The following is a 16,245-nucleotide window of genomic DNA, read 5'->3' as shown; positions in this document are numbered from 1 at the left end:
CGCAGATCACCCCTCTCCACCCCTCCTGCCCACGCTTCCCACCCACGAGCAGACATAGGAGTCCGCAACCGTGGCCATCTCCGTCTTCGATCTCTTCTCGATCGGCATCGGTCCCTCTTCCTCCCACACCGTCGGACCGATGCGCGCCGCGCGCATGTTCGTGACCCGGCTCAAGAAGGACGGCGTCCTCGCCCAGACCACCTCGGTCCGCGCCGAGCTCTTCGGCTCGCTCGGCGCCACCGGGCACGGCCACGGCACCCCCAAGGCGGTCCTGCTGGGCCTGGAGGGCCACTCCCCCCGCACCGTGAACGTGGAGACCGCCGACGCCGAGGTCGAGCGCATCCGCCAGAGCGGCCGCCTGCGCCTGCTGGGCACGGAAATAGGCGACGGCCACGAGATCGACTTCGACGAGCCGAACCAGCTGATCCTGCACCGCCGGCGCTCGCTCCCGTACCACGCGAACGGCATGACGCTCTTCGCGTACGACGAGTCGGGCAACCCGCTCCTGGAGAAGACCTACTACTCGGTCGGCGGCGGCTTCGTCGTGGACGAGGACGCGGTCGGCGAGGACCGGATCAAGCTCGACGACACCCCGCTGAAGTACCCCTTCCGCAGCGGCGACGAGATGCTCCGCCTCGCGAACGAGACCGGCCTGTCGATCTCCTCGATGATGCTGGAGAACGAGAAGGCCTGGCGCACCGAGGACGAGATCCGCGAGGGCCTGCTGGAGATCTGGCGCGTCATGCAGGCCTGCGTCTCGCGCGGCATGTCCCGCGAGGGCATCCTCCCCGGCGGCCTGCGGGTCAAGCGCCGGGCCGCCTCCACGGCGCGCCAGCTGCGCACCGAGGGCGACCCGATGATGCACCGCAGCGAGTGGGCGACCATCTACGCGATGGCGGTCAACGAGGAGAACGCGGCCGGCGGCCGGGTCGTCACCGCGCCGACCAACGGCGCGGCGGGGGTCCTGCCCGCGGTCCTGCACTACTACATGAACTTCGTGCCGGGCGCCGACGAGGACGGCGTGGTCCGCTTCCTCCTCGCCGCGGGCGCGATCGGCATGCTCTTCAAGGAGAACGCCTCGATCTCCGGCGCCGAGGTCGGCTGCCAGGGCGAGGTCGGCTCGGCCTGCTCGATGGCGGCCGGCGCGCTCGCCGAGGTCCTGGGCGGCACCCCGGAGCAGGTCGAGAACGCGGCCGAGATCGGCATGGAGCACAACCTCGGCCTCACCTGCGACCCGGTCGGCGGCCTCGTCCAGATCCCCTGCATCGAGCGCAACGGCATGGCGGCGGTCAAGGCCGTCACCGCGGCCAAGATGGCGATGCGCGGCGACGGCACCCACAAGGTCTCCCTCGACAAGGTCATCAAGACCATGAAGGAGACGGGCGCCGACATGAAGGTCAAGTACAAGGAAACCGCCCGCGGCGGCCTGGCGGTCAACGTCATCGAATGCTGACCCGGTCTTCCCGCGCCTGAACGAGAAGAGCCCCACGCCACCCGGCTTCCGGTGGCGTGGGGCTCTTTTGTGCACTGTCGTCCGGGGGCCGGCGACCTTGGACGTCCCCGGATTCCCGGTGGGCTACGTCACGTCCCGCACGTGGCGGCAGGAGTCGGCGGCGGATCCCACAGCGACTCGATCAGGCAATCCTTGACCCATCGAGAAAAGTCGTCGTCCGATGGGTCTTCAGGTGTCACGAGAGACAGATGGAACCCCTCCGAAATCGCCACGAGGGCACCTTGCCACGACGCTCCCGTCGCAACCTCGGTACCACTGTCCACCTGCACGGAGAAGCGCTTGAACGGCTTGCAGAAAACAGCGACAGGCCCTTCCCCTGCAGCGTCGAGCGAGTATCCGCTCTCTTCCCAGAATTCTTCCATCGACTGGTCACGAGAGAAGGTGAAAATGTCTGAGGTCGCGTCCTGGCTCTCAGCATCGAGAGAAATCGACCCGAAATCAACTGACGTCGAATCGCTTCCGTTGACCAGATGATTCGGCCATTTTTCGTGAAGCCTGGCCGAGAAGCGACTGAAAGTTCGCCTCACATCGCCGACCACAACGACATCGGTGGAATATCCGGAGAAGTCCATCGAGTTCCCTTCGCGAGTCCGAGCTAATTCCGCTACCTGAATCCCTTGACGGGCCCGGCATACATGATGTCAGTACGAGCAATGTCCAGATCATCGGGTGAGAACCAGACATGGTCCCGCCCGCCTCTCAGACGCCCGGACACCTTGCACGCGCAGACTTCGAATTGGATTACATACTCGGACTTCTCTCGCGTCAGTCCCAGGTAGGACTTGAAGCCACCGGGCTTCTTGGCGATATCCGAAGGGCTCATTCCGGTCAGATAGACACCTCGCGGATTACCCTTGCTCGGGTTCGCCGCCCTGAGGTTGATCTTACCCTTCGCACCACCACTCATGATCCGCTGATAGCTCTCCTTGGTCGTGTAGTGATACGCAATAACCTTGGTATCGCAGTTGTGCACGAGGGCCGGAGTGGCACCTGCGAGCACATAGTACGTATGCAGGTCCTCGACGGTCAGGTTGTGCGTGGTGACCGCGTAGGGGTAGTTACGCGTGCTCTTGACCGTGAGTGTGGTGCCATCGGGCTGGCGGAGTTGCTCCCCCGGGGCGAGTTCACCGGCATCGACCCACTGGCCGCGGGTCTCGCTCCAGTACGGGTGGTGATACGTGGAGGTGATCTTCGCCGACGGGGCCTGCGGGCTAGCGTCGTTGACCAGTGTGAGGTCGGTGAAGTCCTTGTCGTCCGGGGTGGTGATCGTGGTGGTGACGGTCTTGGGCAGGGTTTCGCCGGTCTGCGGGTCGGTGGCCATGACCACATCGCCGTCCTGGACGTCCTCGATGGATTTGGCCGTACCGTCGGCCATCAGCACCTGGACGCCGGATGGGAAGCTGTTGCACGCCGGGCTTACCCGAGTTTCGGATCCCGCGCCACTGACTTCCGAGCCGCCGCCTTCCTTGGCCGCGCGGCTTTCCGCTCCGGCGGCGTCAGCGCTTTCGTTGGCCGCGCGGCTTTCTGTTCCTGCGGCGTCACTGGCTGTTTCCTTGCCGGCCTTCTCTGCCCCCGCTTGGGCTGCCTTGGCCTCCGCGTCGCGCGCTTCCTTGAAAGCCTTCTTTGCCGTGCTGTAGGCCTCGGCGGCCTTGGCGGCTCCGCGTTCGGCCTCGTGGATGGCGTCGTAGGCCTTGTTCATCTCCTTGTAGATCTTGAAGGCCTTGATGCCGACCTTGACGGCCTTGACGAGCTTGCCCCAGGGAACGAAGTTCAGGGCCGTGTTGATGCAGGCCATCACGTCGCCCTTGGTGAAGCAGTCCCGGGCGTCGTTGTATCCGATCAGGTCACCGACCACGTCGATGACTTCTTCGATCAGCTTGTCACGCTTCTTCTTGGCCTCGTTGACCTTCTTCGTGGCCGTCTTGAGCTCTGTGTCGGACGGCCCGTCGTCGGTCTTCCCGGGGTGCTTGTCGTACCAGTCCTCGTCGAACGTGGAGTCGAGGTCCGTGCCGTTGCTGCCCGAGCAGTACGCGACTCCGAAGCAGCTCTCCAGGCCCGTCGCATCGGACTTGTTGACGGGGTTGTTCTCCGAGTAGGCGTACGCGTTCCACTGCTGTGGGTTGCCCGCGTTGATGATGGGGTCGGGGCTGATGAAGCGGCCGGTGGCAGGATCGTATTCGCGGGCGCCGAGGAGGGTGAATCCGGTGGCTTTCTCCTTGGTGCCGCCGACGAATCCCTTGTCTCCGGCCCAAGCGCCGGGGCCGGGCTGCGTTCCGCGTTCGTTGCCGAACGGGTCGGAGGCGCGGCGGATGTGAGCGAGGTCCGTGGCGTTGAGCTGGACTCCGCCGGTGCCGTGGTGGTCCGAGCTCTGATAGGCGAACGCGGACGTGCCGTTGCTGGTCGTGCGGGTGATGGAAAGGCCACCGGGAGTCGAGTAGGTGCGGACGTTGGTGACCTTGCCGCTGGCGGTGTCCAGGGTGAGCTGGTCGGTGCCGAGGTTGAGCGTGGTGCTGGTGGGGTCGCGGCGGATGAGCTGGTTGCCGCTGGTGTCGTAGAGGTAGCTGGTGCCGGCGCTCTGACTGGTTCCGGTGATCTTGTCGAGCTTGCCCTGGCCGTTCCAGGTCAGGGACTTGGTGCCGGGGGTACTGGTGATGCCGGCGGTGTTTCCAGCGGCATCGTAGGTGTAGGAGGTGACCTTGGTTCCGGACGGGCCGGTCTCGGTCGAGGTCATCAGCGCGTGCGGGCCGCCGGTGCCGCCGCCCGTCTGGGGGTCGATGGAGGGGGTGTTGGGGCCGGTTCCGAACGTCTGGGTGATCGTGACGTCGTTGGCCGCGTTGCCGGTGGTGTCCTTCTTGACGAGCTTCTTGCGGTTGCCGAGGTTGTCGTAGGTGTACTGCTGCCAGTACGGGGCGGGGCCGCCCACGCTGGGCTTGCCGTTGCCGTCGACCGCGGGCCCGGTGGCGTTGGTGCAGCCACCGATGCCACGGACGCTGGGCTGCGGGGCGGTGGTCTGGGTGCCGGTGTCGGTCCAGGCCTGGGTCAGGCGCCCGAGGTAGTCATGTGTGAAGCACTGCAGGTCACGGGTGGCACCATCCTGCGTGTCACCGATCGATGTGAGATCGCCGACCTGGTTGTAGGTGTAGTCCAGGACGTCCACGCTCGCGGTGGCGGCGGTCTGCTTGTCGAGTGTCGTACGGACGGGACGGCCGGTGCCGGCGTCGTAGTCGACGGTGGAGACGACCTGCATGCCGGTGTCGCCGACGGTGGTGCGGATGGCCTGGCCGTAGGGGTCGTAGCGCATGTCCACGACGTACGGCGTCTTGGTGAGGCCGATCTTGCCACTGAGCGAGGTCATGTTGCCCGCGACGTCGGTACCGAAGGACAGCGTTTCGACGCCCAGTCCGGCCTTGGTGATGCCGGGCAGGGCGGTCGTCTTCAGCTGCCCGTAGGCGTCGTAGGTGTTGGTCGTCTGGTAGGTACCGGCCAATTCCTTCTCGACGGCCGGGATGGTGACCTTGGTGCCGAGGGGGCGGTAGCCGCCGTCGTAGCCGGTGACCTCCATGACGTAGGCGCTGCCCGTCTTGCCGCCCACGTAGCGGGTGGTCGTGTCGGGCTTGCCCAGCGCCTTGGTGTCGTAGGTGAACGCACCAACCTGCTTGGCCGGGTCGACGACCGTTCCCTCGTAGGTCGCGATGGTGCGACCCAAGATGTCGGCAACCGTGGTCACGCTCTTGGCGCGGGCATCCGTGGCCGTGACGAGGTTCTTGCTGTCGTCATAGGCGGTGGTGCTGGTGCCCGAGTCGGGGTCGGTGGTCTTCACCGGACGGCCCAGGAGGTCGTAGGCGAAGGTCCACTCGTTGCCAGCGGAGTCCTTGCGGGAAAGCTCCTGCCCCTGGCTGTTCGAGACGTACGTCGTGTCGTCGTACGCACCGGTCGGGGTGTCGGTCTTGTACTGACGCAGGATCGAGGTGGTGCCGTTGGTGATGGTCGCCGTGGCGAAGCCGCCGGCCGGCGGGATCTGGCGGGTCTCGTCCACACCCAGGTACTGGATCTTGGAGCGGGACTGCTCCACACCGAAGGACTGGGAGATGGAGTCGGTGACGCGGCCGAGGCCGTCGAAGACGTTGACGGTCTGGGACGGGATCTTGCTGTCGGGCTGAACGCCGCCGTTGGGCAGGAACACCGCCGCGGACGGCGACGCCTGGTCGGTGTAGTAGGCGGAGCTGGTCTTGACCTGCCATCCGTGGGAGTCGAACAGCGCGTCCGTGATCATCCGGCCGGCCACGCCCGAGGGCGGAGTGGCCTGGGTCTGGCGGACCCGGCCGAGGCCGTCGTAGATCGAGTACGAGGACGTGTAGGTGTTGTCGTTCATGAGCGCCTGGCTCAGAACGGCGGACGGCGCGTTCGTGCCGTTCATCGTGTACGAGAACGTGCGGACCGGCAGGTCCGTCGTGGAGTTCTGACCGGGCTGCCAGATCTTCACGACACGGCCGAGCGCGTCATAGACGCGTTCACCGACGTGACTGTTCTCGTCGGTGCTCTTCAACGGCTGCGAACGGCCGATGTCGAGGGTGGTGACCGACTTCCAGCCCAGCGGGTTGGTGTGCGTGATGGTGCTGGGCAGCACCCCGGTGGCCGGGGAGTACTCGGTCCTGGTCACCGCACCACCAGGGTTGGCGGTGTCCTTACGGACCTTGTTGGTGTTGCTGGTGACGCGGCCGTACGCGTCGTAGGTGGAGGTGGAGTTGAGGCGGTAGACCGGCTTGCCGCCGCCGTCGTACTTCTCCAGGACCTCGGTACCCGTACCGTCCGCGGTCGCTCCGACCTGGCCGTAGGCCAAACCGTCGAAGTACGAGCGGGTGTCACCGACCGTGTTGGCCGCAGTCGGGGTCTGGCCGCACGTTCCGGAGATGACCAGGGTGCGGGAGGCCAGTTCGGTGACCGCCCCGCCCGGGCCCGTGGGGTACTCGAAGGTGGTGCACAGACGCTGGTCCGTGCGGGAGATGTCGCTGTTGTCGTCGACCTGGAGCGGACGCGTCACAAGCGTCGTGTCATACGTCGACGACCGCTCGGCCGTGCGCCAGCCTCCGCCGGCGAGCTTCGAGCGCGTCGTGACCTTCGCCGTGTTCATCGCGCGGGCCGTGATCGCGGGCATCCCGCCGGACTGGGCGCGGGTCGCGGTGACCGGGCCGAGCCACGGGGTGGTGACCTCGTCCGAGACCACTGCTCCGCCGTCGCGGTCGTAGGTCTGGCTCTGGCGGACGAAGCCGGACAGGACTTCCTCGTCCTTGATCGTCCCGCCCTGTGTGTCGGTGATGTTGATGCTGCGCTTGGTGCCGTTGGCCAGGACGTCGCCGTCCATACCGCGCAGGTAGGTCGAAACGTTCTTCGTGCGCGGGGCCTCGCTCGCGTTGCCGTTGCCCGTGCGGGTGGTCACCGTGGCGTAGCCGCGGAACTGGTCCCAGGTGCGGGTCTTGGGGTCGGCGAACTCCGAGTCGTTGCGGTGCCAGGCGATGCCGCCGCCGTACTCGTAGTCGGTGACCTTGCTGACCTGGCCGCCGACCTTGTCCTGCTCGGTGACGGACTGCACGATGACCTTGTTGAACCAGTCGTTGACCGGGTCGGCGAAGGACTGGCCGGGCAGGTACCACTTGACCGGCATGCAGGCCATCGTGTTGCCGTCCTCGGAGGACGGCATCGTCCCGGCGAGGCGGGAGCATTCGGGGGCCTTGTAGGCGACGTTGATCTGGCCGCCGGTCTCGGTGGTGATCGTCTGGATCCGCGGACGCCGGTAACTCGGCGCCGAAGCATCCGTACCGTCGGGGCGGCGGACGACACCGTCGACGCGGTTGGGGAACTGCGTCGCCTGGAAGTAGACCGCCGGAAGCTTGATCGCGGTCTTGCCGTTGGTGGCGTTGCGCTGGATCCAGTCGAGCCACAGTGTGGGTGACGTGCCGTCGCCCGGGTCCTGGAAGGAGTGCTTGAGGTCGTACCAGTCGACCGTGCGCCAGGCCGTACCCGTCCAGACCTGAGTGGCGATCTGGGTGAACTTCTTCGTCGTGAAGTACGTCGGGGACAGGTTCAGGCACTGGCCCGTGGCAGGGCATTCCTGGTCGATCGGAGTGTCCGGCCAGGAAGCGGCGTTCGCCTTGATCCGCTGGGCGGTGTCCGTGCAGGTGACCGTCCCGATCACAACGCAGCGTTCCGCGTTCTTGATGTTGATCTGGACGGCCGGCTTCGCTATGCCCTTCGCCGTGATCTGCTCGGGCAGGCGCTGCCCGTAGCCGATCCAGGTCGGGTAGGAGCCGCGCTGGTACTTCGTGTTGGTGCCGGTGCCGCCGTTCTGGCCACCGCCACGCCCGTAGAAGTTGTCTTCCTGCTCGTAGCGGTAGGAGACCAGGTTCTGGTGCGGGTCCACGACGTAGTCGAGGTTCCACTGCCAGCCCAGCTGCTGCCAGGTCCCGTTCGCGGGAGTGTCAGCGCCCAGGCACTTGTCCTGACCGCTGTTGAAGTAGACCGGGACCGTGGAGACCGACTTGGCCTCCGGGTCCGTGCCATCCCCGCCGGGCAGGCGGTTGGAGCCGAAGTAGTACTGGGTCCCGTCGGTCGTGGTGACCTTGAAGCCCTCGCCCTTCCAGGCGGCGTTGCGCTGCCCGGTCAGACGCTCGATCTTCGTGCCGTCCTCACCCTGAAGGTGATAGACGCACGACGTGTCGTCGCGGACGATCTGACCGGAGTGGCCTGCCAGGTTCAGGGACAGGATGTCCCCGGCCCAGCACTCGTCGCCCGACTCGGCTATCCCCGCGTCCTTGCAGCCCTTGTAAGTACGGGAGATCGAGCCCGGACTCCAGTCCCAGCCCTCACCGAAACCAGACGCCTGTGCGTTCGTGGATGCGGTACGGCCATCGATGGAGGACGAGTCGTAGGCCAGGCCCACATCCGGGCCGGCGCCGGCAATGGCAGAGGGAACCTCGACCGTATAGCCGTAGGTGAAGTTCGCCGCGTTCGCGCCGGCCTGCCACGACATCGACGGCGCAATGGGCGTCGCGGTGAAGTCACCACTCGACCCCGACGGACCCGCCTCCACCGCCAGCGCAACAGCCTGCGTCGACAGCATCTGCGGCGCATCCGAAGGCGCCGACTTCAACGTACTCGTCTTGGAGGACACCGCCTTGGGGGCGTCGACCTCCGCAACCAGACGACCCGACGCATCCTTGTGAGAGACAACCGGCGTACGGGCCGTGCAGCCCTTCGCGCCCGGAGTCGTCAGCGCACAGTCGGGAAGACGCACGACACGTGCACGGTCGCCCCAGTTCGCACCAGTCGTCTTGGCCCACGCCGAGACGTCGAAACCGACCTGCACCTTGCCCGAAGCAGCCGAACCCGCCGCATCGGTCAGAGCGACGAGGACGCCCCCGACACCAGCCGCACGCGTCTTCGCCTCGTCCTTCACCTCCACCCGCAGCGAGCCCACACCGGAACCGGAACCCGAGGTCGCGAGTTCCGACAGCTTCGCCGAACGCTTCGGGCCCTTAACAGGAGCAACCCAGACGGGCAGAGTGCCGGCCTGAACCGATTTCCCCCCGGCCGGGATTGTCGACCCGCCGGCAATGCCGAGCGGAACGGTCGCAGCTCCCGACGGGGCTTTCGCCTTCGCGTCCGGGGCCCACGCCTTACCCGTCGGTGCCTTGGCGTTGACGGGCTTGGCATTCGAGCCCTTGACGGGCTTCGTCTGCGGGAGCGCCGTATTCGGCGGCACCCACACCTTCGGTGGCTTCGCCACCGCTTCGACCGCGGGCAAGCCCAGGCCGGAGATGAGCACCGCGAGCGCGGCGACCATCGCAACACGTGGCCGTCTCGCGCGCGCGCGCGAAAGCAAACCACCCTGACGAGACAACAAAATCCCCCCACAAAAAGGAATGACAAAGTCCGGTTCTGGAACAGTCCGGACAGCCGCACCCTAGGGAGGGGGCCATTCATTCGTACAGATTTTCCTTAACAATCGCTTACATGATCAATCTCACTTCACAGCCAACACAATCCTTATTCGCATGAAGCAGACATATTGTCCTGACGGATTGTTGACAGGGTTTCGGCCAACAAGCACCGTGCGCGTGACCTTCGTTCACCGACGCGCATAGCGAGGACCTCTGCCCATGAGGCCATCTTCTTCATCCCTTGACCCCGGCCCTCGGGCCCTCCTGCGTCGGTGGGCATCCACAGCCGTCACGCTTCACGTGACAGGCGCCGTTGTGCTGTGTCTCGGAGCCGGGCTGATCACCGCCCCGGCCGCCTTCGCGGCCGGCTCGCCGAGCCCCGCGCCGAAGCCCGCCGCCAAGGCCGAGCCCACCGCCCGGCAGAAGGCCGTGGAAGCCGCGTTGGCGCAGGCCAAGCGCACCGGCAAGCCGGTGGCGGTCGAGACACTGACCACTGCCGACTCGCAGACGTTCGCCAACCCCGGCGGCACGCTCACCACGGATGCCGCGGCCGCTCCGGAGCGGGTGAAACAAGCCAACGGGTCCTGGCGGGCGATCGATACGACGCTCCGGGTGAACGCCGACGGGACCATATCCCCGGCCGTCGTTCCCTCCCCGTTGAGCATCTCCGGTGGTGGCACGGGGCCGATGGCGACGATGACCACGGCCGACGGTAAGAGGCTGGCTTTCAAGACGCCCTTCAAGCTGCCCAAGCCGGTCCTCGAGGGCAATGACGCGCTCTACAAGAACGTCCTGCCCGACGTCGACCTGCGCCTGACCGCGACCCAGCTCGGTGGCTGGAGCCAGGTCCTGATCGTCCACACCGCCCAGGCTGCCGCGAACCCGGCGCTGAAGAAGATCCGCCTCGGCGTCGACGCCCCCGGACTGAAGACCACCGCCGACGCGGCGGGCAACATCCGCTTCAACGACGCCCAGGGAAAGGCCCACTTCACCAGCCCCACCTCCTTCATGTGGGACTCCACGAAGAAGGCCCTCCCCGAGGCGGCTGCCGTCCCGCAGAGCGGCGCGAAGAGCGGCAAGTCCGCGGCCGCGAGCGGCACCGACGCCCCGCCGTCGGCGCCGGCCGCCGCCGACCGGATCGTCGCCTCCAGCGCAGACGCCCCCGGCGACACCGCCAACCTCAAGCCGATCGGCGTCAAGGCCGATGCCACCGGCATCGACCTGATCCCCGACACCTCCCTCCTCGGCCAGGGCACCGGCCCCTGGTACATCGACCCGGGCGTCAACCCCTCCGCGACCAACACGACGCGTGCCTGGTCGCAGGTCCAGGAGGCGTACCCCGACACCAACGAGTTCAACGGCACCACGGACGGCCAGAACACGCCCGCCGCCGGATATTGCGGGTACTCGACGTGCACCCGGAAGGGCCGCGAGCGCGCGTACTTCCAGGTCGGAATCAATTCGACGATCTACGACACCGAGGTCATCGACGCCCGGCTCCACGCCACCGTCGTCTCCTCCTCCAGCCCCAGCACGGCCACCCCGATGGGCCTGTACCAGACCGGTCCCATCAACAACCCCACCACTTGGAACAACCAGCCCTGCGACAAGAACTCACGCATGGGCGGCAACTGCGTCAAGATCGGCGGCATCAACATCTCGGGGACGGGCGACGTCCAGTACGACGTCACCACCCAGATGCGGAACGCCGCCCGCGACAAGTGGCCCCACTTCACGTTCGGCTTCGCGCCGGACGACGAAGGCAACATGTACTACCGGCAGCGGTTCGGCAACAGCCCGCGCGTCACGGTCACCTACGACATCCGCCCCACCATCGGCAACCCTCGCACCGCCCCCACACCCGGCTTCGCCGGCACCGGCACGTACGCCGCCTGCCGCACCGCCGGTGCCGTGAACTCCTGGGACAACCCGGGCTGGGTCGGCCTCAACTCCAATACCTCGATGACCGTCGCCACGCACTCGCCCACCGGTCGACAGCTCCAGACGAACTTCGCGCTCGTCGACGAGGACGACAACGGCAGTACCCAGTACTTCAACAGCACCTGGCTGGCCTCGTCCGGGGATGTCACCGCCGACTTCGGCGCCTTGAAGGACGGGCACAAGTACTACTGGTTCTCGAACACGCAGGACGACACCCTGTGGAGCGCCGAGAGCGAGCGGTGCTACTTCTTCGTCGACCGGACTTCGCCCTCCGCGTCGGTGGCCTCGACCGACTTCCCGCTCTCCGGCACCACCGGCGGCCACCCCAAGCGCGTTGGTGAGCCGGGCACCTTCACCCTCGCCGCAGCGGACAACGCCCCGACCAACGGCAGCACCCGCAGCTCAGGGCTGGCCTGTGCCCGTTGGACCACCGACCCGGTCAAGGCGGCTTCCGACTGGAACTGCACCGACTCCGACCCGCAGATCGTGAAGACCTTCACCGCCGAGGGCAAGACGACGATCAAGTACACCCCGCAGGCCTGGGGCACGAACTACCTCTACCTCCAGACGCAGGACAACGCGGGCAACATGTCCCAGCCCGTCGTCCACAGCTTCTACGTCCCGTCGAACCCGAACAGCCCCGCCCCGATCTTCGGTGACATCAACGGTGACAAGAAGGCCGACGTCGTCCTCGCCGACTCCGCCGGCAACATCCGCCAGATCAACGGCGGCGGCGACCCCGCAGCCGCCCCCGTCGCGCTCGCCCGCTCCAGCGTCAGCGGCAACGGCTGGAACGGCATCCAGCTCACCCACCGCGGCAGCCTCGGCAACAAGAACGTCGACGACCTCCTCGCCCACGAACCGGGCAAGCCCAACCTCTACAACTTTACCAACAACAACACCGGCCTCGTCGACGGCCAGGCACCCATCAACGTCACCAAGCCCACCTCCTGCGCCAAGGCCGACTTCACCCCCATCACCTGCTCCACCCACGGCTACGGCACCGACTGGAGCAAGGTCACCCAGATCGCCGCCTACGGCTCCGTCACGGGAGACAGCAAGGCCGGCGGCGACGTCAACCTGCCCCAGACCTCGCTCCTGTTCGTGGAGAACGGCCGCCTGTGGCTGGGCATCCCCGGTTCCACCAACCAGCTCGACTCCCCGGCGATCCTGCTCTCCGCCAACGACACCACGTGGGACGGCTACGAGCTGATCACCCCCGGCCGCGCCAAGGGCACCAACTTCCCGACGCTGTGGGCCCGTAACAAGACCGACGGCGGCACCCTCCACGCCTTCAGCCTCACGGGCGGCACCGCCGAAAACCCGGTCCTGACCGCGGCCACCAACCCGGCCGCCGGCCTCATCACCGGCAAGATCGACCCCGCCCGCTACCCGCGCGTCGGCTCCGACGGCGACCTCACCGGCGACAACATCCCCGACCTCTGGGCCGTCGACACGGAACAGCAGCTCGTCGCCTTCAACGGAGTCGGCACGGCCCCCAACGGGACGACCGTGCTGTACCCCACCGTCACCGGTGTCGCCCCCACCTTCATCCTCCAGGGCAACCTCAACACCCCCACCCATCAGTGGAAGCTGACGGGCGCGACCGCGGGCAAGACGCCGAGCGCCGGCGGCAACATGACCCCCGCCACCCTCGCGGGCGCCGTCACCTTCCCCACCGCCGAGACCATCGAAGGCCGTAGCACGTCCTACGCGGCGTTCAACGGCGCCCAGGCGACGATCACCGCCACCGGCTCTCCCATTGACACCCGCAAGAGCTTCACCATCAGCACCTGGGCCAAGGCCGGCCCGAACGGCGGCCTGATCGCCAGCCAGGACAACACCCGCAACAGCGCCTTCACCCTCTACGCGGACGCGGCCACCTACTCGTGGCGGTTCGCCATCGCCAAGGGCGACGTGGACGGCTGGGCGTACGACTGGTCCGACAAGATCAACGACGCGGCGCGGTTCAACGCGAACACCTGGACCCGCCTGTCCGCCGTCTACAACGCCAAGACCGGCCTGATGAGCCTGTACGTCAACGGCGTCCTCGCCGCGAGCGGCAACCACGCGGCAGCCACCAGCCCGGCCCCGACCGGACCGCTGGTCCTGGGCCGGTACAAGGTCAACGGGCAGCCCGACTACTTCGGCACCTTCGTCGGCGGCATCAGCAACTTCGCCACCTACCCCTACGCGGCTGCTCCCACCGCCACCGGCGCGACCACCAAGATCTCGCTGACCTCGACCGGTACCAAGTGCGCGGACCTGGCGTCCGACGCCACCACGGTGCAGATCTGGGACTGCAACGAGATCGGCGGGGGGCTCGCCCAGCAGTTCGAGGTCCGGGCCGACGGCACCGTGCGCATCCAGGGCAAGTGCATGGACGCCAAGGACGCCGGGACCGGCAACGGCACGCCGATCCAGGCCGTCGACTGCCACAACCACCCGGCGCAGCAGTTCCTGCCCCGTGCCGACGGCAGCCTCTACAACACGGTCTCCGGTCGCTGTCTCGACCTGAACCGTGGTGACAAGACGAACGGGGTCCAGCTCCAGCTCTGGGACTGCAATCAGACGGACGCACAGCGCTGGTCCGTCACCGCCCTGGCCACGGCGTCGGCCCCCCTGCCGAGTTACGACGCGGCAGCCTGACCCACCAGCACCACCACCACCAGCACGAGACGGCCGCCCCTCCCACCCGGGAGGGGCGGCCGCCTCCGTAGGGGCGGGTGGATGGGTTACGCACGCGCGGGGCTCGGCGCATCGGGCGAAGTCGGGCCGAGCGGCCCGGCGGGACGGGACCTTTGGCAGCGGAAAGGCGGTCCGGGGGTGGGCTAGCTTGCCCGAGTGGGCATGTCGCGCGTGCGCCGGCGAGACCCACCCCGAGAGAGAGGCGCCCGCATGACCGGCACCGAACACCGCGTCCTTGCGCTCCGGCTCGAGGCCACGCCCGCGCCCGTCCCCGTGCGGGGCGTCTTCGTGTACCGCACCGAGCGGCCCTACGAGATCTCCCTCGACTTCGAGGGTGCCGGGATGCACCTCGCGCACTGGGTCTTCTCCCGGGAACTGCTGCTCGACGGCCAGATCTGCGCCACCGGCGAGGGCGACATACAGGTGTGGCCGCGCTGGAAGGGCACCGAGCCCCGGATCTTCCTCGCCTTCAGCAACGGCGAGCAGTCGTGCGTGGTGTCCGCCCGGGCCAAGGACGTACGGGAGCTGTGCCGCCGGATGACCGAGCTGGTGCCGCGCGGCCAGGAACACCGGTACTACGACCTCGACGCCGAGCTGAGCGCCCTCCTGCCCAGCTGAACCGGGTGAATCCGGTGAACCCGGTGAACCCGGTGAACCCGGTGAACCCGGTGCAACCGCTGCCGTACCGGGCGCGTCTTCACGGGTGACACCGTTCCCCGTCTCTCGGAATCGAGGGGACGCCATGAACCGTCCACGCCGCCGGCAGGCCACCGCACTGGGGTTGGGCGCGCTGCTCACCGCCATGCTCGCCTTCGCCGCACCGGCCTCCGCCGCCACCACCACGGCCGCCACCGCCACGGCCACCACCACTCCGCTCGTCGTCAATGCCCGCTGGGGCGGGCACTGCACGTACGACCGCATGGTCGTCGACCTGCAGGGATACGTACCCGAGGTCACCGTCACCCCCGTCCCTTCGCTGGTCTACGACGGGTCCGGCAAGCCCGTCCCGCTGGCCGGGCGGTACTTCCTGGAGATCCGCCTGCACCCCGCCGCCGGGCACGACGAGGCGGGCCACAACGTCTACCGCGGGCCCAAGCTCCTCAAGATCTACCTGCCCAAGCTGAAGGGCATCGCCCTGACCGGCGACTACGAGGGGTACGTCACCTTCGGCGCCGCCTTCGACACCAAGCCCGCCTACACCTCCTTCAAGCTGCACTCCCCGGAGCGCTTCGTCCTGGACATCGCGCACCGGAACGTCTGCTGAGCACGCCGGCGGGAGGCGGGTGGCGGGAGGCGGGACCGGGGTCTACCGGTGCTCGGGGTTCGGGAAGTCGAAGCGGCAGCCCGCGTCCCACAGGGAGCGCTGGTTGCCGTGCGCCGGCATCCCGCCGGACCGCTTGAGCAGAGCGGCCAGGTGCATGAGGTTCCAGCTCATGAAGGCCGCGTTCCGGTTGGTGAAGTCGTTCTCGGGGCCGCCGGATCCCGGGTCCAGGTACGAGGGCCCGGGTCCGGCTTCGCCGATCCATCCGGCGTCGGCCTGCGGGGGGATCGCGTAGCCGAGGTGCTGGAGGCTGTAGAGGATGTTCATGGCGCAGTGTTTGACGCCGTCCTCGTTACCGGTGATCAGCGCGCCGCCCACGCGTCCGTAATAGGCGTACTGGCCCTGCTCGTTCAGGATCGAGGAGCAGGCGTAGAGCCGCTCGATGACCTGCTTCATCACCGAGCTGTTGTCCCCGAGCCAGATCGGGCCGCACAGCACGAGGATGTCGGCGTCCATGATCTGGCTGTAGAGCACCGGCCACTGATCTTCCTCCCAGCCGTGGTCGGTCATGTCGGGCCAGACGCCGGTGGCGATGTCGTGATCGACGGCCCGGATGAGCGAGGTCCGGGCCCCGGCCGCCTCCATCACGGCGCGGCTCTTGGCGATCAGGCCCTCGGTGTTGCTGGGCTCGGGCGATCGCTTGAGCGTGCAGTTGACGTAGACGGCGGTGAGGTCGGAGTAGTCGAAAGCGGGCGCGGCATCGGGTTCGGCGGTCACCCCACCAGCCTCGGCGCCGCCGGGCGGCCGCGCCAGCGGACCGCACCCGTCCGTGCTCGCCCCGACCCCGCTCCCCCTGCTCCTCCCCCTCCCCCTCCCCCTCCCGTGCGGAACGGCGTGGTGTGACG

At 67.6% G+C, this 16,245-nt stretch carries 7 protein-coding genes; 4 read left to right on the top strand and 3 right to left on the bottom strand.

The features are described 5' to 3' along the window. The first annotated feature begins 70 nt into the window (after positions 1-70). Positions 71-1,453 carry an L-serine ammonia-lyase gene (locus AC3IYI_RS28125; protein ID WP_489406337.1) on the top strand — a complete coding sequence of 461 codons (1,383 nt, stop codon included), beginning with the start codon at positions 71-73 and terminating at the stop codon, positions 1,451-1,453. Positions 1,454-1,581: 128 nt separating this feature from the next. On the opposite strand, the gene AC3IYI_RS28120 is transcribed toward AC3IYI_RS28125, so the two are convergent. Together AC3IYI_RS28120 and AC3IYI_RS28115 are read right to left on the bottom strand one after the other, a co-directional pair. Further along, a complete protein-coding gene (locus tag AC3IYI_RS28120) occupies positions 1,582-2,085 on the bottom strand; it encodes a hypothetical protein (RefSeq protein WP_489406336.1) in 504 nt (167 codons plus the stop codon). Between the two features lie 32 nt (positions 2,086-2,117). Continuing rightward, the gene (locus AC3IYI_RS28115) at positions 2,118-9,353 is read right to left on the bottom strand and encodes a polymorphic toxin-type HINT domain-containing protein (protein WP_489406335.1); all 7,236 of its coding nucleotides are present in this window, start codon (positions 9,351-9,353) and stop codon (positions 2,118-2,120) included. Positions 9,354-9,750: 397 nt separating this feature from the next. Between AC3IYI_RS28115 and AC3IYI_RS28110 the strand changes: the two genes are divergently transcribed. The 3 genes from AC3IYI_RS28110 (at position 9,751) to AC3IYI_RS28100 (ending at position 15,343) form a co-directional block, all read left to right on the top strand. Beyond that, positions 9,751-14,040, top strand: a complete 4,290-nt coding sequence (locus tag AC3IYI_RS28110) for a ricin-type beta-trefoil lectin domain protein (protein ID WP_489406334.1) — start codon at positions 9,751-9,753, stop codon at positions 14,038-14,040. Between the two features lie 249 nt (positions 14,041-14,289). Further along, a complete protein-coding gene (locus tag AC3IYI_RS28105) occupies positions 14,290-14,697 on the top strand; it encodes an SsgA family sporulation/cell division regulator (RefSeq protein ID WP_489406333.1) in 408 nt (135 codons plus the stop codon). A gap of 184 nt (positions 14,698-14,881) precedes the next feature. Further along, complete coding sequence (locus AC3IYI_RS28100) at positions 14,882-15,343, top strand: AMIN-like domain-containing (lipo)protein (RefSeq protein WP_489411698.1); 462 nt, start codon at positions 14,882-14,884, stop codon at positions 15,341-15,343. A gap of 42 nt (positions 15,344-15,385) precedes the next feature. On the opposite strand, the gene AC3IYI_RS28095 is transcribed toward AC3IYI_RS28100, so the two are convergent. Then, complete coding sequence (locus tag AC3IYI_RS28095) at positions 15,386-16,117, bottom strand: flavodoxin family protein (RefSeq protein WP_489406332.1); 732 nt, start codon at positions 16,115-16,117, stop codon at positions 15,386-15,388. Positions 16,118-16,245: the final 128 nt, after the last annotated feature.

Source organism: Streptomyces sp. GL_148, from assembly GCF_057834205.1.
This window is presented reverse-complemented; position numbering and strand designations above follow the sequence as displayed.

What these genes read in the sequence shown, in the direction of transcription:
- AC3IYI_RS28105 (WP_489406333.1), top strand. Translation starts at nt 14,290, where the DNA reads ATGACCGGCACCGAACACCGCGTCCTTGCGCTCCGGCTCGAGGCCACG.
- AC3IYI_RS28100 (WP_489411698.1), top strand. Translation starts at nt 14,882, where the DNA reads ATGCTCGCCTTCGCCGCACCGGCCTCCGCCGCCACCACCACGGCCGCC.
- AC3IYI_RS28120 (WP_489406336.1), bottom strand. Translation starts at nt 2,085, where the DNA reads ATGGACTTCTCCGGATATTCCACCGATGTCGTTGTGGTCGGCGATGTG.
- AC3IYI_RS28115 (WP_489406335.1), bottom strand. Translation starts at nt 9,353, where the DNA reads ATGGTCGCCGCGCTCGCGGTGCTCATCTCCGGCCTGGGCTTGCCCGCG.